General features: G+C 34.9%; 21 protein-coding genes. All 21 read right to left on the bottom strand.

The features are described from left to right. Window positions 1-10: 10 nt before the first annotated feature. The gene (locus Q4443_RS08435; protein ID WP_303408288.1) at window positions 11-1,111 is read right to left on the bottom strand and encodes a phage tail tip lysozyme; all 1,101 of its coding nucleotides are present in this window, start codon (window positions 1,109-1,111) and stop codon (window positions 11-13) included. Then, window positions 1,112-3,256 (bottom strand): type IV secretion system protein, encoded by a 2,145-nt coding sequence (locus tag Q4443_RS08430; protein ID WP_303408287.1) that lies wholly within the window; start codon window positions 3,254-3,256, stop codon window positions 1,112-1,114. Between the two features lie 13 nt (window positions 3,257-3,269). Then, complete coding sequence (locus Q4443_RS08425; protein WP_303408286.1) at window positions 3,270-5,777, bottom strand: ATP-binding protein; 2,508 nt, start codon at window positions 5,775-5,777, stop codon at window positions 3,270-3,272. Next, window positions 5,761-6,153, bottom strand: coding sequence for a TcpE family conjugal transfer membrane protein (locus Q4443_RS08420; RefSeq protein WP_303408285.1), 393 nt, complete (start codon window positions 6,151-6,153; stop codon window positions 5,761-5,763). Before Q4443_RS08420 ends, Q4443_RS08425 begins: the two co-directional genes overlap by 17 nt. Window positions 6,154-6,157: 4 nt before the next feature. Then, window positions 6,158-6,376, bottom strand: a complete 219-nt coding sequence (locus Q4443_RS08415; RefSeq protein WP_125398233.1) for a TcpD family membrane protein — start codon at window positions 6,374-6,376, stop codon at window positions 6,158-6,160. A 14-nt stretch (window positions 6,377-6,390) separates the two neighbouring features. After that, on the bottom strand, window positions 6,391-7,347 hold the full coding sequence (locus Q4443_RS08410) for a conjugal transfer protein (protein ID WP_303408284.1): 957 nt from the start codon (window positions 7,345-7,347) through the stop codon (window positions 6,391-6,393). A gap of 43 nt (window positions 7,348-7,390) precedes the next feature. Beyond that, window positions 7,391-7,864 carry a hypothetical protein gene (locus tag Q4443_RS08405; RefSeq protein ID WP_303408283.1) on the bottom strand — a complete coding sequence of 158 codons (474 nt, stop codon included), beginning with the start codon at window positions 7,862-7,864 and terminating at the stop codon, window positions 7,391-7,393. A 30-nt stretch (window positions 7,865-7,894) separates the two neighbouring features. Then, entirely contained in the window at window positions 7,895-8,110 is a 216-nt protein-coding gene (locus tag Q4443_RS08400; protein WP_303408282.1) for a hypothetical protein, read from the bottom strand. A 19-nt stretch (window positions 8,111-8,129) separates the two neighbouring features. Next, window positions 8,130-8,498, bottom strand: coding sequence for a hypothetical protein (locus Q4443_RS08395; RefSeq protein ID WP_125833894.1), 369 nt, complete (start codon window positions 8,496-8,498; stop codon window positions 8,130-8,132). Window positions 8,499-8,554: 56 nt separating this feature from the next. After that, a complete protein-coding gene (locus Q4443_RS08390; RefSeq protein ID WP_181187040.1) occupies window positions 8,555-8,827 on the bottom strand; it encodes a hypothetical protein in 273 nt (90 codons plus the stop codon). A gap of 76 nt (window positions 8,828-8,903) precedes the next feature. Beyond that, window positions 8,904-9,101, bottom strand: coding sequence for a helix-turn-helix transcriptional regulator (locus Q4443_RS08385; RefSeq protein ID WP_303408281.1), 198 nt, complete (start codon window positions 9,099-9,101; stop codon window positions 8,904-8,906). Then, complete coding sequence (locus Q4443_RS08380; RefSeq protein WP_303408280.1) at window positions 9,098-9,553, bottom strand: hypothetical protein; 456 nt, start codon at window positions 9,551-9,553, stop codon at window positions 9,098-9,100. Before Q4443_RS08380 ends, Q4443_RS08385 begins: the two co-directional genes overlap by 4 nt. 9 nt (window positions 9,554-9,562) lie before the next feature. Continuing rightward, complete coding sequence (locus tag Q4443_RS08375; RefSeq protein ID WP_303408279.1) at window positions 9,563-9,895, bottom strand: hypothetical protein; 333 nt, start codon at window positions 9,893-9,895, stop codon at window positions 9,563-9,565. A 9-nt stretch (window positions 9,896-9,904) separates the two neighbouring features. Then, on the bottom strand, window positions 9,905-10,087 hold the full coding sequence (locus tag Q4443_RS08370; RefSeq protein ID WP_303408278.1) for a hypothetical protein: 183 nt from the start codon (window positions 10,085-10,087) through the stop codon (window positions 9,905-9,907). A gap of 11 nt (window positions 10,088-10,098) precedes the next feature. After that, window positions 10,099-10,353, bottom strand: coding sequence for a hypothetical protein (locus Q4443_RS08365; protein WP_303408277.1), 255 nt, complete (start codon window positions 10,351-10,353; stop codon window positions 10,099-10,101). Continuing rightward, a complete protein-coding gene (locus tag Q4443_RS08360) occupies window positions 10,322-11,539 on the bottom strand; it encodes a replication initiation factor domain-containing protein (RefSeq protein ID WP_303408276.1) in 1,218 nt (405 codons plus the stop codon). Before Q4443_RS08360 ends, Q4443_RS08365 begins: the two co-directional genes overlap by 32 nt. A gap of 263 nt (window positions 11,540-11,802) precedes the next feature. After that, window positions 11,803-13,542, bottom strand: coding sequence for an FtsK/SpoIIIE domain-containing protein (locus tag Q4443_RS08355; RefSeq protein WP_303408275.1), 1,740 nt, complete (start codon window positions 13,540-13,542; stop codon window positions 11,803-11,805). Window positions 13,543-13,561: 19 nt separating this feature from the next. Then, on the bottom strand, window positions 13,562-13,990 hold the full coding sequence (locus Q4443_RS08350; protein WP_125833941.1) for a hypothetical protein: 429 nt from the start codon (window positions 13,988-13,990) through the stop codon (window positions 13,562-13,564). Between the two features lie 26 nt (window positions 13,991-14,016). Then, window positions 14,017-14,325 (bottom strand): hypothetical protein, encoded by a 309-nt coding sequence (locus tag Q4443_RS08345; RefSeq protein WP_303408274.1) that lies wholly within the window; start codon window positions 14,323-14,325, stop codon window positions 14,017-14,019. A 93-nt stretch (window positions 14,326-14,418) separates the two neighbouring features. Then, window positions 14,419-17,352 carry an SspB-related isopeptide-forming adhesin gene (locus tag Q4443_RS08340; RefSeq protein WP_303408273.1) on the bottom strand — a complete coding sequence of 978 codons (2,934 nt, stop codon included), beginning with the start codon at window positions 17,350-17,352 and terminating at the stop codon, window positions 14,419-14,421. A 154-nt stretch (window positions 17,353-17,506) separates the two neighbouring features. Then, window positions 17,507-19,315, bottom strand: a complete 1,809-nt coding sequence (locus tag Q4443_RS08335; protein ID WP_303408272.1) for an SEC10/PgrA surface exclusion domain-containing protein — start codon at window positions 19,313-19,315, stop codon at window positions 17,507-17,509. Between the last annotated feature and the right edge of the window lie 350 nt (window positions 19,316-19,665).

Raw genomic sequence — 19,665 nt, 5'->3', positions numbered from 1 at the left:
TCCTCTTTTTCTATTTTCCAATTACATAATAAAAATTTCTTGCTTCTTCAGCACTAAATACACGATAATCTGTGATTCCAGTACCTTGCCCACTTTGAACAAAATTACATTCTGAAATCAGAATAGATCCATCATCTTTCACATCTTCTACAAAGGCTACATGACCATAAGTTTCATGACCACCTGCCTGCCTTCCTTGAAAGCTAACTGCTGAATGTTTCGTAGGGGTATTCGTTACTTCGTACCCTGACTTATGCGCCCAATCTTGACCATTTCCCATGTATGGATCAAACTCTATTCCAAATTCTTTGGCACGGTTAAATACATACCATGTACATTCACCATAAGGATAGGATTGAGTGATATAGCCTTCCTTAGTGATTTCCTTATCAATGGAGTATCCGTTCGGTATCTCCATCGCAACAGCTCCAGGAGCAATATCTAAGCTACCAGCTATCGCATTCCCACTAGACGAGCCATCCGATTCAATCGTTCCCTTAAAGACTTCATACCACTTCTTACTGTCCTTCTCCAGCTTTTCTAGCTTAGTCTGTCCGTCTGATAAGGATACCCCCTCATAGTGTTCAGACCAATACTTGGCACTTTCAAAAGGATCAGTTGCTTTTTGCATGTAGTCTTTTACTTTTTTATAGCCATGATTCAACTCATAGGACATCAATTCTAGTTGAACTGTACTATCTAACGTTCGAGAGCTTGCATTCGCCCATCGATCACCATTGATTGTATTTCCATCCCAGCCTGACCATTGAAAGTAGCCAGCAACTCCACCTGATGGATTCGTTAGTTTAGGATCAAAGTCACTTTCTCTTTCAGCATTAGCAAGCGATCCACTAGATCCTTCCAGAGTGAACTTCTCTTTTGAGAGTTGCCAGTTTAGAATTTTAATGACATCTTCTGCACGTTCGACAGAGATATTCGCTTTTTGAGCCACTTCTTGAGCTGTCAGACGTGTTCTCTTTCCAGTCGTACTACCTGACGAACCACCAGCAGAACTCGTAATCAGTCCACCAAGAAGAAGCATCAAAAACAAAAAAGAAAGCAGCGGTAGAAAAAAGCTAAGCAGGGCAAAGGTTCGTCTAGTCTTTTTCATCTACGTAGCTAACCTTTCTTGTAAACCAAGTCTACCTTTTTTCCTTTGTAATTTGCGAATTCTTTCTTTACGTTCCAAGCGTTTCAAAGATGGTAAATCATCCGTTGCCTTCCATACACCATTTTCAAATGTTCTTGCCTTTGGTGTATGCCCTTTTATTTCCTGCTTTCTGTACATATTTTCACGGACTCTATTTTGTAAAGTCTCATAATTTTCTTTATTTACACTTCGTTTATTTTTATCCTTTTCTCCATAGTTTTTGAAATACTCAACTTTCATCTTAGCTCGGTCAAGCATTTCTCGTCTATGCGCCTTCCTCCATTCAACTTTTTTAGCACGTTTTATCTTTCTAGCCATATAGTCATCGTTTTGAGGAATTTCCATTTTGGCTAGATTGCTTCTTTTTTCCAAGCGATTTTCATTCCAGTTTTTCAACGGTTTTGCCTTGTCACCGACCCATCTTTGAGCATTGTTTTTGGTGATTCTTGCTAAGGATTTGACTCGGTTAGGAACTCTATCTCCAACCTTCGTCGCAAATGTTTTTGCCCTTTGCAAGTTCATCCCATTTCCTAGACGACCTAATCGACCTCTTGTCAAACTAGAAAGAGGATTCCCCTTTCCATTCAGGAAGGATAGAAGGTTGTCTCTATTCCTAAATAGCCAGTAAATCACAATACATTTCAAAAACGTTGCTACAAGACCAGGGCCTCCGCCAAAGTCTTCTATGAAACTTGACATATTTCCATAAATGATTGGAACAATGACACTTGCCAAACTGATAGCAGACGAAATCAACAAGAAGGAGATACCTTTTTTAGAAATACCACTAAAATAATGACTAAATTGTGGGAAAAGACTTAAAATTAAAGCAAATGGTGAAATCAATAACAATAGGGCATAAGAAAGCAAAATCACTACTCGACCTAGCCCCATTGAAAGATACACAACACCAACTACAACAACATCAAAAATCGAGGTAAAAGCATAAGTAAACTTATCAGACCATTCATCAACCAAATTTTGTCCTTTGACATCTTCTGTTTCGTTTTTGTCATTCTTTTTGGTCAGGGCTTTTATTTCTTTATCCGATAACTTGAAATTTCCTTTCCCTTCCTGATAGTTGGTCAAATCTTGGAAGTCTTCCTCCGAAAGATAATAATTTCCCTCACTATCTTTTTTTGAGTTCATGTTTTTATAAGCAGGGATAATCGTTGAGTTAAAATAGCTTTCAGCCATCGACGTATCTACAGTCCCCACCTTTTTCACAATCTCCGTCTGAAATTCTTTTGTAATCTCATCCGTGACATTATATAGATGAATAGGAAGATAACGCTCAGGACTGCCATTGATTGAAATTTTAGTGAAAAAACCACCAACGAGCGCAAAGACCAAACCAAGTTTCAAAGCTGTTTTGAAAACTTGTCCGCCTTTAACCCACACAGACAGAATATAGACAGCCATAAAAACACCTGCAATATATTTTGTCGTTGCCCCAAACAAAACAGAGAAAACAGCACTTGCCATTTCTACAACTTTGTTCAAGAAAGGCGATACATCCGTCATTTTTTCAACCGCAGATACTAAACTTACGATTATTCCAAACAAAAACTTAGAGAACCAGAAAATAGCTTGAACAACTTTATTTATCCAGTAATTCCCAACCTCACCAAGACCAAACAAACCTTTGTCAAAATAGGCATAGCTAGTCAAGCGTTTCATTTTTGTCTTGAAATTGGCATAACTTAATTTTGTATTGGCTTTTTCTTCCTCTTCCTTCTTTTTCTTTTCTTCTTCTTGCTTTTTTTGAGTTTCCTTAACGCTATCAGCAACACCTTGATTGGCATTCGCACCGACAACATCCGAACTTCTTTTCAATGTATCATCAGTAATTTTTTCCAAAGGATCTTTATTTTCAGATGGACTAGGCTTAACAATACTAGAACTTGCACCTGTATTACCGCTATTGGGAAGCGTCAAGCCATCACTAGAACTGGATGAGCTTGTCGAAGAAGATTTATCCTTTACAAATGCTGGCGTTTCAGATAATGTACCATTCGGAAGCGAAACTGTTCCTATATCTGCGAAAGCCAACAAAGGAAAGAGAATAGAGAGTAAAAAAACAAACAGAGCTAGTTTCTTCTTCATCTTTTCTCCTTTACTAACCTGTAGACTTCAGATTCGTTGTGACCGTCGCATACAATGGAGTTATCGAATCATATATCGTACCATCCACTGTAATTCTTTCTCTTCGACCAAAAACGTCCGAGAAGATACATTGACCCATCGTCTGATTTTCAACCCATGCCTTAGACAAATCATCTTCTTTGATTTTAAGATGTTCCAAAATCGAAGACGTTTCACTATCTTCTGAGAAAGCAAAGACTGTCCCAAATCCTGTACCATCATCTTCAGTTGAAACATCTTTTACAGACTGAGTTACCAAAACCAAGAAATTATTAAACGAACGACCTGTACGCTTGATTCTCGCTAACAATTGACGACCAACAGGAGTCAACAAAATTTGCCAAGCCTCATCCACATACAACAAGGTTTCTTGTGTTCTATCTCTTTCTCCAAAATCAGCACAGAAAAACGTTAAACCGTACATGACCGCAAGACTTCGTAATTGAGTATCTGTCATATCCTCATACTTAGAAGTCTTAGGCATATCCAAGCCAGCGATTTCAAAAATCGTAATCTTATTGTCCAACTGCAAAGACTTATTAGAGCCATCAGAGAAGCACAGTTTCAACAAGGTGTTTTCGCCCATTTTTGACAAATAACGACCAATTCGTACTACATCTTCGTCTTTTTCTTCTTCAAAAGTCTTAAAAAGATGTAACATTCCAACCGTTTCTCCATTTTGTTTCCTATCCCAAACCTTGTCAATATTTTCCAACAAGTAAGATTTCAATTTCTTAGAATCCTCTTTGTCTAACACGGTTGAGATCAGAACTGAAGCAATTTCTGTCAACGTTGTCTTTTCGTCAATATAAGCAAATGGATCTAGCACTCCAATATTTCTATCTTCCTTCATATCCAAGGTTACAAAGTGAATTGATTTGATATACTCCTGAACTTCTTCATAAATATTCTGTTCCTCATACTCCTTCAAAATCTTCATATACTGACTTCGCATTTCCGCTTTAGGATCAATATAAACAGACTTGATTTTCAAGAAACTATTCAAGGTAAACAACAATTTTGTTAGATACGATTTTCCATTTCCAGTCGCTCCAGTAATAGCAACATGAGGATTATTGGTAATCTTATCCTTAATCCCCATTTTATTCGCCTGAAGCAAGTTTGAAAAGACTAGACGATTACTTGCTTGTAAAGCTGCCTCAAAGTCACCTCCCCAGCTCGCAATCTCATTGTCTATTCGACCAATGGGGAAGCCAACCTTGTTTCCTACTTCTTTTGTGACAAAAAACATATTCTGACAGAAACCTTCCAAAGAAGTATATTGCACATAACTTTCACGCTTTTTATCCAACAATTCTGTAAAGCGACCTTTGTAAAAAAGATACAACCTATCGGCATAACCTCTTGCAAGAGAACCTCCTAAGTTAGCTATAAGCTTACTTAAAATATCATATCTTTCCTCAATGTCATCCTCATCATCGCCAGTCACAACCAAGAAATGGAGAAATTCAACCATTTTTTCTTTACTTTCAACCTTTTCTTGATAATCAACCAACATTTCATGAGCTTCTAGCACTTCTAAACGTTGAATATCGCCATCTTCCTCAATTTCAGCAACCACATTCCCCAAATTTTTACGTTTATTTCTCGCTTTCTTTTTAGAAGAAGAAACTCCCTTATCTGCCGAGAACGCAACTTTATAGATACTTTCTACAGGAAAATCTAGCAACTGCAATTCTTCTTGTAGATGAATCGAAGATACATTTTGAGGATAGTCTACAATCGGAAAACAAGCGACCAAATTATCATCATCTTTATTCTCCAATCTCAACACTTTGTGATTCTCAAAATAGATATTTGTATCATCGATATTATCGATACAATTCTTAATTGCATCTACTTCTGTTTCCTTGTCATAAAATTGACCTCGTAAGAATTGCAAACGAGCTAAAAACTCCAACTCTGTTTTTTCAACCTCACGAACCCTCAACTGATGTAAAGAACTTTTCAAAGCATTCTTTTTTAGTTGCCAATCCTCATACCAATTTAGAGGAGGTAATTCACCCAGACCAAGCAACTTCAACGTTTCTTTTTTGTAGAAAGACACGCTGTCTTTTAAAGTCGAAACTAAGTCTGGACTGATATTGTTTGACTTCAATGGAACAGAGATATAATGCTTGTACTCAAACAAAAACTCTATCTCATCCTCAATCTTTTCTTGCAGACTATCCATCATCAAGTTTGCTAAAGAAGCTGTACCGCTATCCTGGTCAATATCTTGACGCAAGAGTTCAAATCGCTCATACAAATCTATTGGAATAGGAATCGTATGCAATTCAAAGTCACCATAGACCGATATTTGACTAAAAGCTGAAAAAGCGGTTTGTTTAAACCGCTCACGTCCCCTCTTGTCTATCGTAACCAAAACTTCACTAGGAACTTCAAAGACTGCAAAAACACCACCATTTTTACGTAATATCAAACTGTCCGCAAAGTCCCAGTAATTACTCGTAATTTCCACGATAAATCCTTTCTATTTTTACATATTGTTTACCTTTATTTATATAATACTTTTTACTGTATCTCCCATAATGCCAAAAATAAAAAATGTAATCACGAAGATAAATCACTATCGTTTTACCATCGATTTTATTATTAGTCAGAATTTTTCCCAATTGCCACCCTAAAGCAGAACTAACAACTAAGCACCATCCCCACTCAATAAAACCTACTGACATCAAAAGAAAAAAGAAAATCGGAGTAAAAAAGATAAAATATAATAAAGTCGACATCTCAACCGCAAAAGGCAAACTAAAATTATCCGATAACTCTTTTACAAATATAGGCTGGTCAAAACCACGCTTATATGAAAATAATTGTTTCTCTTCTTTTTTCATAGGCTTACTTAAAAACTTCTAACAATTTATTAAATACAGTCGCAGGAGCTTTCAATACAGTTTCTGGACTTAACAAGAACCATAAAATTAAAGCACCGGTCAAAATGGATACAAAAATACCCCAAGTCTTTCCTTCCCTCCAAGCTCGAATCGCTTTACTAAATACAAACAATCCAATCAAAGGAACACCTAACTTATCAACTAAATACTGAAAAAAACTCATTTATCTCATTCTCCTTAATTTTCTTTTTTATCCTTCTTCGCATAATCAAATGGAATCTGATGCTCCATTTTATCTACAAAATAACTATCTTTATCTTTCCTCAACTCGAAAGAAAAATTCTCACTATGACTTGTACCCAAAATATCAAAGGTAACTTGTACATAAGCTAGTGTCTTATCACTACCTTTTACAAAATAGGTATAATCAATGCTTTTAACAGTTGCTCCGCCAATTGTTTTGATATTTTTTGAGATCAAGTCAAGATTCGATTGACTGCTTGTATAATTCTTGAAAAACAATTCAATAAAGGCAACCAAATCTTTTCTGTCATTTTCACTCAGACCATCATTTGCCGTCAAAATCAGTTGTTTTTCTTTGTCAATCTCCTGACTCTTAAAATCCGTAACAGGAGCAAACCAAGGCAAACCATCAACATAATAGCGACCGTCTTTTTCAACGTATGGGATTGAAAACTCGATTGATACACGTTGAACCTTGTTATCAACCTTTGTATCATAAGTAACTGCATAAACTGCAACTCCATCTTTCGCCATCAGCAAACGACCACTTACAATAGTCATATCTTGTTTTGATTGCCCTTGATTTTTAACACTAGGCGGTGTTCCATAGAATTCATTCAAACGCTTTGCGTTTTCTTCACTATCCTTCTCGCCTGCCTTGTAAGTGAAATAATAGCTTACATAACTATCCAAAAATTGCTCCAACCGTCTATCAATTTCACTATTATCTACTTTAGCAATCTGATTCTTTTCAAATTCCTTCACTTTAGATATATTCTTAATTGATAAAACTCCAGTAGCACCCACAAAAACTACAAAACCAATCAATAAAGAGCCAAAAACTAAATTCGCACCCTTTTGATTGATTTTCTTAGGAGTGTATACTTTCTTATCAGAAAGTTTCTTTAACCTTTCTTGATTTTTTTCTCTTTTTTTAAATCCTCTTATCATTTCAAATAGATTACCTCAATTTTCTTCCTTCCTTTTTTTAAAATTAAAGAACAACCTTTCTATAAAATCCTTGGGAAGTATTTAAAACTTCTCCATGATCTATGAATCCCTGAAATACCGTCACCCAGCTTCCACATCTAAAAAAGTAATTGATAACTGATTCATAATCTAACTCTTTTGTCAACTCAACCATTGTCTTAACTTCATCTTTAGAACAAAATCTATAATATGTAGTCGCAATTTGAGTTACAGGAACATAATGCTGCAACTGAAATTTCACAATGAACTCGTCGCCATCATACAACTCCAGTACAGCTTTCTTCAGTAAGTAAACTTCGTCCAGCGACATGATTTTATCAACTTCCCAATCCGTAATTCCACAAATGAAAAAGCTATCTCTATCAATCCCTCTTTCATTCATTCTTTCAAGAACCTGTTCTTGACTATATTTCATAATATCCAGTTCACAGAGAAATTCAAAATTCCCTTCTCTTAAAACTCTTATATTCGCTATCATCTTGATACAAAGTAACCTTTACTCCCTCCTTTAACCACTTTCCACTTGTTTATTCAGCTGTTCCAAATCAGCAACAGTAAATAGACCGTAACCAATAAATGCTGAACCCTCATAATCAACAATTTGAATTTCTTCATTATAAGAGCCAGTCAAACCAATTTGAGATAACTTTCCAAAATATAAAGGCAAGCTAAACCAAGCCTGCCTTCCATTCTTTGGATTCTTAATCAACACTCTTGAAGTCATATTCAACACCGACCACTTTTTATTGCAAAAAGTACCAGCTATCGCCCTCATGACCTAAAAAGACATAAGAATCACCTAGACGACTAGCAATTTCTTCTTCATGTTCTTCTACATAAGCAGACAAACGATCTTCATTGACTAACTGTTCATATTCTCCATGATTCAAAATACCAGCAAAATCAATCAATGCTTCCTGTATATCAACTTCTATAAAAGAATTGATATACACATTGTCAGGATTGCAACCATCAAATTGACCAAACTCCACACCGTCAAAATGTTCATTTAAACGATCAATAATCTTTTCAGGTTCATCAAGCAACTTTTTCCCATAAGCATAATCTTTACAAACATCAGAATAGCTATCATAAATAACTTTAATACTCATTATTTCTCCTTCCAAACAAAAAAGGAAGTCATTCTTGACTTCCTTCACCATTTTAACTAAATTGAAGCTGAACGCTCAAAGCTAGAGCCAATCGCAAAAGCACGAGTTGTTACCTTATTTAATTCCTTATTCATTGCATAGTAACTAGAAAGGTCTTTCTTGATACACTCAATAACCTGATACGGTAGTTGCAATTCTTCATCATTTTTAAGAAGCGAACTCAATTCACCAGCATGCTTCCAAGCTAAATCAAATTCTTTTGATTTCAATTTTTTAGCAAGTTCATTCGACAATTCAATAACTTGTTTATCTTTTCCTTGTAATGCCATTTTTTTATACCTCTTTTTTCTCTATATTTTTTTCATTAACCAGCAACTAAGCTGGTGAACGTTTCTTAACTTTCATCTATTCTCTCCCAAACAACGAATCCAACGAAACCTCAAGTAAATCTGCTAAATTAACAAGATTTTCAAAGCTAGGCTCTCTTTTACCTCTCTCCCAATTTGTATAAGTTACTCTATTGACGTGGACTAAATCAGCAACTTCTTTTTGTGATAAATCTTTTTCAAGTCGTAATTCTTTGAGTCTCTCTGAAAAGATCATTTTCTATACTTCCTTGGTAAACAACTAGCGTAATGCTCTGAATCATTAACCTTTGCATTATAAAAAATCATATTATTTCCAATAATTTCTTGCCATGTAGGAATTTCCTCACGATAAATGCGATTAAGTCCATAAAAGTTCCTTACAATAAATCTAACAGCTCCAATATGATCTCCTAAACCAACCACACACAACACATCATGTTCTATATCATAAACCCAATAACTTTTTGGATTTATCAGTATTTCCCGAGCAAATTCCCAATCTCTCTCAATCCAATCATGACCTGGTCGGTAATAAACTTTTGTCTGACAAGGTTCATCATTAAATCCATAAAAACAGTGACTACATAGTGTTCTGTTTTTATCTACCCACCAACAACAACCATACTTTTCATCAACGCAAGCTGTATTCCACTTACAACCACATCTTCTACAAATATCTTTTTCCATTACACCAATTCAAACCCATCTTTCTAAATGATATTTCTTAACCAGCAACAAATACACACTTTGTCTTTCTTTCTGATCACGTTTCATCAACCCAAAAAGCAACAACTTTCGCTTAATATCTACTTCATTGGCTAAAAACTCCTCATACTCTTTAGTAAGCCTTTTTACCTCTTGCCAATCTTTGCGATTTTTAGTCTTTCTATAGGTTTGACATTGAATATCTATATAATCTTGATAATTTCTAGCTTTATCACTTGTCACAACCCCTTCATAGAAATACCGAGCAGGAATTAAAAAAACTAACTTTCTCAATTTTTCATCAGTGATTTTTTTCTTACTCATAACTAAACCTCACACAAATAAATCAAAAAAACTCCATTGTGTTATAAGCATAGTAAGAAGTAGTATAACTAAAAGCGAAGCCAATACTAGACCTACACAAAATGCAGACTCTTCTTCTGAACTAATATCTTCAGTTTTTAAAAGTTTCTGCGTCAACAAACTACCAACAGGTTTTTCCTTCTCATTTTTCATATACTGACCTCTCAATCTGCCTTCTTCTTAATATCAAGAATCGCATTCACTTCATCAGGCATTCTTAGCCAATCAATCACATAGTTCCTAAAATAAGGCAAAAACATTCGCTCAGATTCTATAGGTATAACTGTTAGATTTTCATTCCCTTCAAATGAAGGTAAATAATGACTAATTGATTTTAACCCACGATCAGTTGAACATACCAAATTACTGTTATTTACTACTACAGAATCAGTACCTACTTTCTTGTAGACTTTTCTCATAAGCTACCCTCGCTTGCTCCAATTTTTTCCAATTTTTATCACTTATTTCTCCATCAAAGAGAATCTTCTTTAGTTTGTTATCGCCAGTAATACTCTCCCACTTTTTTATCAATGCAGTCACACCTGAAACATTTTCATTCAACCATCTATACTGTTTATCAAAAAAACCAGTTTCTACAGGTGAGGTTGAAAAACCAATCTTATCAACTTCACCTAAAAGCGAATACCACTCACGATTCAAAACCTTATCGCCATCCATTCTTTCAAAGACTTTTATTTTACTGTTAATCACCCAAACAGCAAGTCTAGCCATATCAATTTTTTCATTCAAGGATTTTCTAACAAAGTCCAAAGCGACATCATCACACATTCTTACTTCATAACGATTTTTGAATTTCAATGACGAATGAATCAAATCTATATCAAGACCAAGTTTCTTTGCCTGCTCAATATCTTTTTGATAAAAACAGAAATGATAAGCAGACTGACGAGAACCAAAGTAAATCGTTTTTGCTTTTCCATATTGACCATTATCTTCAATCTGCTTCATTGTCAAACGACTTTCAACCAAACCACTATCCCAAAGGTCAACCAGCCTACCAAGTTCAAAATTTCCATTTTCTTTATATTTTTCATCTAGCGCAATATCAAGTCGAGGAATATTCATAAATTTCCCCTCACCTTGTGAAATGGCACGTTCATATTCGAAACAACGAATAAAGAAATCCCTCCAGCTTGAATTCTGCTCATTTTCAAAATACCACTCATACTGTCTGCATGCTTGACCTTTTAACTCAATCATACAGCCCATATCTTCCCTTTTCTTTGAAATGAAAAGATTGATATTTTGAAAAGTATATTTTGTATCATATCCTGAACCACCCTTTTCTTCTTCAAGAAATGGCTTATTTTGAAGACACAATACTTTAGCTATCACCTCTATATAATCTTGTGTTTTAAACGTAACCTTCACATAGTCAACTTTTCCTTCCAAGGAAAATCCACTATCTCGCACACCTTCCTTAAAAGCTATCAACGCATTCACTTTCGAGTCATAAGACTCAGGAATCTCACCAGCTTCTTTCCATCTATACAATGTTGCTCTATCTATTTCTAAATAGTTAGACATTTCCTGATCTGAAAAAGCGTACATCTTTTGTACCTTGATTAAATTCTCAAATTCCATTTTTCTCCTTACTTTTCAATAGTGTTGCATTTTTTAAGCCCAAAAAGTCAGTATTATCAAGGCTTTATGCTTCTACGCACATCTTCTACCCCCCTATTAGTCATAGGGGGTTAATTCGCACAATCCAGCCTGCTAGTACACGCTAGTACACGCAGTCGCTCGTCGCACTCGCTTCCTCGCTCCTGCTACTAGCTACTAGCAAGCTGGATTGCACCAACTAGCACAGTAACCAAAAAAAGAGGGGGAAATCCCCTCACAACTAACTAAAAACCATATTCATCAAAAGGAAAATCTTCCAAAATCTCACTCCAATTTTGACTTGTATTCTGTTTCAATTCAAACAAATCCTTTATGATAATTCTTTGAATCTCATTCAGGTACACTACATTATCTTCCTTTTCAAATTTCAAAATACCATCTAACTTATCTACCAAATTCTTCATTGAACCAGCAGACACACCAATTTCTTTAGAAAACGCAAACGTTCTTACTAAATCATTTCCACTTTCTTTTTGTTTACTAGACATCAACTCCTGGATCAATTCAGGACTAGCCTTTTTAACTTCCCCTTTTTGCAATTCCTCTTGTGCTTCCATTTCAGCTTGAAGATTTTCTTTTTCTTCTTCTGATAATTCAGCTTTCGGATTTTCCAAAGGATTGAAAGGATTTTCTCGTCGTTCAATCTTCTCATATTCATCAGTAAAGGAGAATCCCTTTTCTAACAAAGGTGAATAAAATTCTCTTGCGACTTCTCCATATACGCTAGCATATCCACGACCATATACTCGTTTACCACCAAGATATTTCACATACTTAAATTCCTTATTTCTATTGACTTCCCCAAAGGCTAAGTCATAGCCGACCTCGTCCAATCGACCAACAGAAATTCTAAAATTGATATTCGCTTGTAGTTTTGAGCCTAAATCTTCTCTTGAAGGCTTCTGCATAGCTATAACTGCAAAGCAGCCAGCTTGCCTTCCAAGTAGTAAGAATTGGCCCATAGCATTATCCAAGCGCTGTCTAGTTTGAAAATCAAGCATAGCACACAAAGCATTGTATTCATCGCAAACCAAGAAATAAGGTTCAAGACCATACTCATAAAATTTACGTAAATCCTTATCGCCATTTTCTTCACGTTTTTGTCGCATATAAGCATAACGAGCAAACATGATACCAACAGCTCTTTCAATCATTTCAACAATATCATTGACCTGATAAGAAATACGACCTTCAAAAGCTTTCTGTTCTACCATAGTCACAAAGTCTGCTTGTTTTGGATCACAAATATCCGTCACCCCAACTTTAGCCATAGCACGAATCAACGTTCTTAGTAATACCGTTTTACCACCACCAGTACCACCACAAACAAGTAAATGAGGATCATCAATAGGATTCCAATACAGATTTTTCATCAGTTGAATACCCTTATCAGAATACTCCACATCAGTTACCTTAATTCGATTCAAAAAAGCAGAATAAGCCATCTTATAAGTCTTAAACTTAATATCGTCCTGAACTTCCATAAAGTCCATGAAGAAAGTAGTTTCTAAATCACTACCAATCTTCTTAAACTTATCCTGAAACTTGTTTCCAGCCATTTTAAAGGCAACTTCCAAATCATAACGATTCTGTTTCAAATAAACCGTTGGAAATGTAACCTTATCGACTGTTCCTGATTCAGTTTTAACTTTTTTTGTATATGTATATCCATTCTCTTTAAGAAAGAAAGCTAGTTTAGCAAGTCTTTCTATCTTTTGAAAGAAGAATACTCTTTCTTGTGATAACCAAGTCAAATAAACACTTAAACCAATTATCAACATCAGCATAACTACTGATATAACAATAGAAAAAATATCTACATTCTTGATTTTCTCAAAATTTGAATAGACGAAAAAAGCTAGTATAGGACTAAACAACAAAAAGAAAAAAGAAAAGATATAGTATCTTAGATTTTCCATGTAAGGCTTAATCTTAATTCCACGATACGTTGGAAATAAACTCATATCTTTTCTCCTTTAGAAATTATCCCTTATGTTCCTGTTTTTGCTCAGGTTTTTGATCATGCTTCTGTTCCTGTTTTGGTTGACCAGCACCTACACGCTTAACATTTTCAGCACGCAAAGCAAAAGCGTGTCCTTTGACCTCAGAAACATTGTTATTTCCACGTGAAATTGTATATGAATCATCATAAATCCAAATTGTGGCATCACCAACAAGTTCAACTTCAGACATCATAGGAATATCTTCTACAGAGATACCTTCTTCCAATTTAATTGGAATAATTTCTTGCATTTTATCTGAGAAAACTTCTGCATGCGTTGGATAATCGACAGGCGAACCATCTACCATTTTAAAATTTTCAATAAAACTGATAAATACCAGTTTACCAAGCAATTCTTTTGCATTTACAGGGATTTCTGCATTATTAAATTTACGAATACTAAAAGCCATTATTCTTTTCTCCTATTTTCTATAATTTATTTCTCAAAACGCAATTCAGTTGCTTCAAATTGAATCTCTTCTTTTGTACCAACCAAACGTGTCACCATATTAAGCCCTGAAACAGACTTAACAAATGTAAGACCTCTTGTTTTTGGAACATCAGAATTAGCCAATCCATATACACGAATAGTTACCGTACTTTGATTTTCCCCTGAAATCTCAAATTCTCGGAAAGGTACAAAATCATCATACGAACCATTTACTACTTCACTAAATTTTGGACTAACAACAACTTTAGTACCAATCACATTCAATCCCACAGGGAGTTTTTTAATTTTTGCCATTTTTTTAATTTCCTTTTCTATTTACATTTTTTCTTTTTAAAAAAACAAAAGGACGATAATTCCTGTTTACTTACCGTCCTATAAACAACATTCTTAATCTTTCTTACGCTTCATACCAACTAGACCTAGCATTGACAAGATACCAGTACCAACAAATCCAAGCATACTAGAAGCTGTACCAGTATTCGGTAATGATGGTTTTTTCGGTTCTTGTGGTTTAGGTTGCTCAGGAGTATGAGTAGTGACTTTCGCTTCCATTTCTTGACCATTGACAATATTAACAAACGTATTCTCAACTTCTCCACTTGCGATACGCTCAACTTCAATATAGAAATCGGCATCAAACGTACCTTTAACACCTAGAGAGTTCAAGAACTCTTTATCAATAGTGTAAGCCCACTTACCATCTTTTTCATTCCAAGAAACTTTAACAATCTTCTTGATGAACTCAGAATTTGTACTTTGGTCAAACTCGAATTGGAAAGCATAGACAGAGCCTTTACCAATCTTGTCACCAGCTTTGATGACTTTGCCATCTTTCGTGATAACATCATATGGCAAGATAATATCTTTTCCTGCTACATATTCAGTACCACGAATAATTCCTGACCAATTTCCTGTATATCTATCATGTTTCAGATCAAGCATATCAATTCCATCATACTGATAGAGTGTATCGTGCTTGCCAGGAACGGTCACACCGTCAAGTAGGTAGCGAATAAATTGGCCAATCTGTACTTCTTGGCCGTCCAAGACTTTCTTGTCGTCCTTTTGATCCACAGCGTGTTTTTCAGGCTTCACATCAGGAATTTGAACAGTTACCAAGTTAGAAACATAACTGTTTCCATAATCAACTTGATAAAAGTCATTTTTGACCAACTCAGCCTTCTTAACAAGCAAACGTGCAGGAAGATCAATCGTGATATTCTTAGCTTGTTTTACATAGTTCTTATAGAATGAAGCAGAATCTTTCGCTACAAACATATAGAACTCACCTTTTGGATTCAAGCCAGCTTCCTTCAAAATGTTTTGAATTTCTTGCGTACGTTCCTTATCAGAAAGAACATGATACATCTTGAACAAATCCTTAACATTTTTACCAGCAGAATCCTTCATAGTGATTTTACTTTCATCTACTTGATATGCACCATCTTGAACATCATCAACCATAGCCCATGTTTTAGCAACTACTTTTGAATCAGCAGTAAACGTTGAATAAGGCTTATAATCAGTAGTCAAACTGAATTTTACATTCTTATCGAATGTATTAGCCCCATCAATATTATGTCCAAATGTATCAACAATAGCCTTAACAGGTTTTGGAGTTGATGGTTTCACACGCAAGCGTGAATAATTCACTTTTACTGTAGGCACTTTTGGAAGTTCAGGCAACTCTTTTGGTTTTTCCAATTTTGGTTTTGGAATTTCCTTAGTGTCCTTTTCTTTCAATACAGGCTTAACAGGCGGCTTTTTCAAAACATTAATTGGTACAGTAGCACTTGCCTTACCAAAAATTCCTACAGCCCAGCCATTTCCACTAAAAATTTCTTCATCAGAAGGTAAATCTTTCCCTTCAGCTCTTGCCTTATCGTAAGCCCATTTCCGTTCCAATTCAACTTTTTTAGAAGAATGAACTCCTTCACCATTATGGTAAACAAAATTCAAAGTAGAACCATATCCAACAGATAAAATAGAACCACGAGGAATATCAGCTTCATCTTTTACATTATCATATCCAAGATCTCCAGCCTTTACTCCCAATTCAGGTACATCAGAAGTCCAAGGAGTTTTATATTCACCCTTATAAAAATCCTTGCCATCACGCTTAACCTTCTTCACATCAGAACCATCAGGATTCAATACAATACCTTCTGTACCATCTTCATAAGTCAAATTCAGCTCTTGACCATAATCAACATCATTGAACATAGATACAATAGCAAGAGTAACTTTCTTATTATCTTTTTCAAGATAAAACTCAATCTTAGTATTAAATTGAACTAAATTCCCATAAACAAAATTAATAGAACCACTATTATCTTCCTTATGAATCGTGATTTTAGTAATTGATAATGGCTTTCCATTTTCCTGCCACTCAGCTTCAACATCATTAAATGTGAACCGTGCAGAAATTTTCTCACCTTTATCATTTTCAGCTACATTATGTAATGTAAAAGAATCTCCCTTCTTAGGGTTATAAATTTGACCAAAATAACCAGAAGGATTTTTAATTAAATCAGTACGACTACCAGTAATAGTTGTATCACTATGCAAACCAATATAATCTTTAACCTTCAACAAACCTTCAATACCTTCAAATGAAGCCGTGAATTTCTTATAATAGTTTACACTACCACGTTGGTTTTCGTCATAGTCACCATAAATCTTCACATTAGGTTTTTCAGCTTTCAATCCTTGTTTAGCAAGTTCTTCTTTCTGCTGATTATAAGCAGTTAATTCCTTATTGTAAATAGATAACTTCTTATCATAATCAGCTTTTAGAGCATCATTATCCTTTTCAACCTGTTTGTTGTAGGCTTCTTGGTCTGCTACAGCTTTTTTGTAGGCAGCTTCTTTTTCAGCGTTTTCCTTAGAGATACGCTCATTTTCTGCTTGAACTACTTTTCGTTCAGCTTCATTGTTAGCTTTAGCGTTTGTGTAGTCAGTAGTTGCTTTTTTAACTTCTTTTTCCTGCTTCACATAATCAGCTTCAATTTCTTTTTGCTTTTCTGCGACTGTTTCAGAAGTTGAAATTCCTTTATCCTGAACAGCGACAACTTCTACCTTGACACCAACTTCTTTCGCTTCTTTTACAGCTTTATCAAGAGAATCATGAGAAATAGGAACATCTACCTCACTTTTCTTCTCAACAGCAACAGTCTTATCAGATACAACTTCATCAGCAGAAACCGAACCTGTAGAAACTACCATACCCAACATTGCAAGTGCAAGGATAACTCCACAAGCACCACCAACTTTCATTTTACGGATTGAACCATAAGCCTTATATTCTTGTCCTTTTGACATTTAATTATTTATCTCCTTTTCTAAAAACATTTGTAACAAATTAAAACTCTCAATCACTTGATGGTGACCGAGAGCGTTTATAAACAACTACAATCATATTTTCTCCTTTTCTACAAACAAAAAAAGCCAGTTTCAAACTGACTTTTTACCTAAATCAAACCCATTTCCCAGAATAGTCAACACGATACTTACCTTGAACAATTTCATTACGAGCATAAGAGCCATCAGATTTCAAATAATACCAACCACCCCAATAACTATCATAAATCCACTCATTCACAGCCATAGCTCCACTAGATTTGAGATAGTAGCTACCCTGCCAAGCATTGCTTACCATATAACCACCACTCTTAAAGTAATACCATACACCATCAATCTTCAACCATTGATAATTAGCATAATCGCCACCAGCCTTCAAATAGAACCATGAACCATAGTATGAATCATAAACCCAGTCTTTATCTGCCATCTTTCCATCTGACTTCAAATAATATGAACCAAGCCATCTATTTTTAACATAAATACCATTCTCATTCAAATAGTACCATGCTTTATACGATGAATCAAATACCCACTCACTCTCAGCCATTCTACCGTCTGACTTCAAATAATATGAACCTTGCCATGTATTAGTCAAACGTTTTCCAGCATTATAAAAATACCATGAACCATTCTCTTTTAACCAACCATTCTTACTAACAGTTGAATTTCCCTGTTTCGGTGATGGAGCATTCGTTTTTGGTTTATCCTGTTTTTGTGTCGATTGAGAAGGCTTCGTAGTAGCAGAATTCTTCTTATTCTGTTCCTCTTTTCTTATTCTCTCCTTTTCTTTCTCTTCCTCTTCATTTAACTTATCTATTTCTTTAGAGATTTTTTCATATTCTTTATAAGAAATATTTAGTTTTTCCAGCTTACCTTTTTCAGATTCCAATTCTTTTTCTTTCTTTCCAAGAATTGACTTTCTGTTACTTTCTGTAGTATTAGCAGGGGTTGTTGTACTAAAATTCTTCTTAGTTGATTTTGAAAGTTGATCATCAGAAACCGTAATAAAGCTCATTTCTGTACCATCTTTCAATAGATTCATTGAAAATCCAAAATATTCAACCTTACTAGGTTCACCCCAATTTAAACCTGAAATAGAATTAGCATGAAGGAATTCATCGCCATCATACAGAAATCTTAAAATTCCATCATAGATAGCACGCTTTAATTCAGCTTTAGTAGATTCTTTTGAAACCGAAGAATACCCTACACTATTCTCATAGTATTGATGACCATACTCTTTTTCTTCATCTTCCTTACTAGAAGTAGGCAAACCGTACTCTCTAGCAACCTCATTAATTCCCTTCACATAGTGCCAATCTGAAATTCCTCTATTAGCTTCCTTTACCTTAGCAGAAAGTTTACTAGCAAAATCAATGGACGATTGAGCAAGAGTTAATTCAGGAGTTCCCATTTGCCTTCTTACTTGATTTATCATATCAAAGGCAAAATAATTCAATTCAATCAATACTTCTTTAGGAAGTTTGTCCACATCATAAACTTCTATTTCATCAGAAGCAACAGTTACAAAGTTATTCTTCTGCAATACTAACTTTGCGCTTTCGGATTTTAATATTTCTTCTGCTCGATCTCGTTCGCTTTCACTATTCTTTAAATTAAAATAATCTTTCAAAGCCTTAGCATACTCCGAACTCACCTTAATAGTATTCTTTTCACTATATGACACTTTCAAGAATTCAACTTGTTTCTTCAAGGTATCAACATTATTCTCAGATTCAACGAGTGAATACCAACGACCATCACCTAAATAGCTAGTAACACCATTCTTCTTAGCAAGTTCACTTCTTTGATTATCTAATTCTTTAATCTTAGATTGTCTTGCAGAATCAGCATGAACAACACTACTAAATGCCAACAAAATAGCAGTTGATAAAAAAGCTATTGACTTTTTATATTTCATTCAAATATCCCCTTTTTTTAAATGTTATATACATTATATCATATCCCATTAAAAATAAATCTTATTATTTTAAAATTCAATAATCACTCCATCTTCTCTAAATCGATTATAAGTTCTTTCAATCTTAGACATAATTTTGCTGTAATAACTTCGTGTAAGTTGACCTACAGCATACAGTTGATAATACAAATCATCACAACATTTTTTTGAAGATACATAAACATCAGCACCATTTTTTACATGAGCATAGATTTTCAAATTCCAGCAGAATCGACTATAGATTCGGTTATACTCTTTTATGATCCATTCTTCGGAATATGTCCTCAAACCCTCTTTATAACCATATTCTT

Source organism: Streptococcus sp. GP0011, from assembly GCF_030546305.1.
Taxonomy (GTDB): Bacteria; Bacillota; Bacilli; order Lactobacillales; family Streptococcaceae; genus Streptococcus.
The sequence above is the reverse complement of the archived record's forward strand: the minus strand, read 5'-3'. Positions and strand labels throughout refer to the sequence as shown.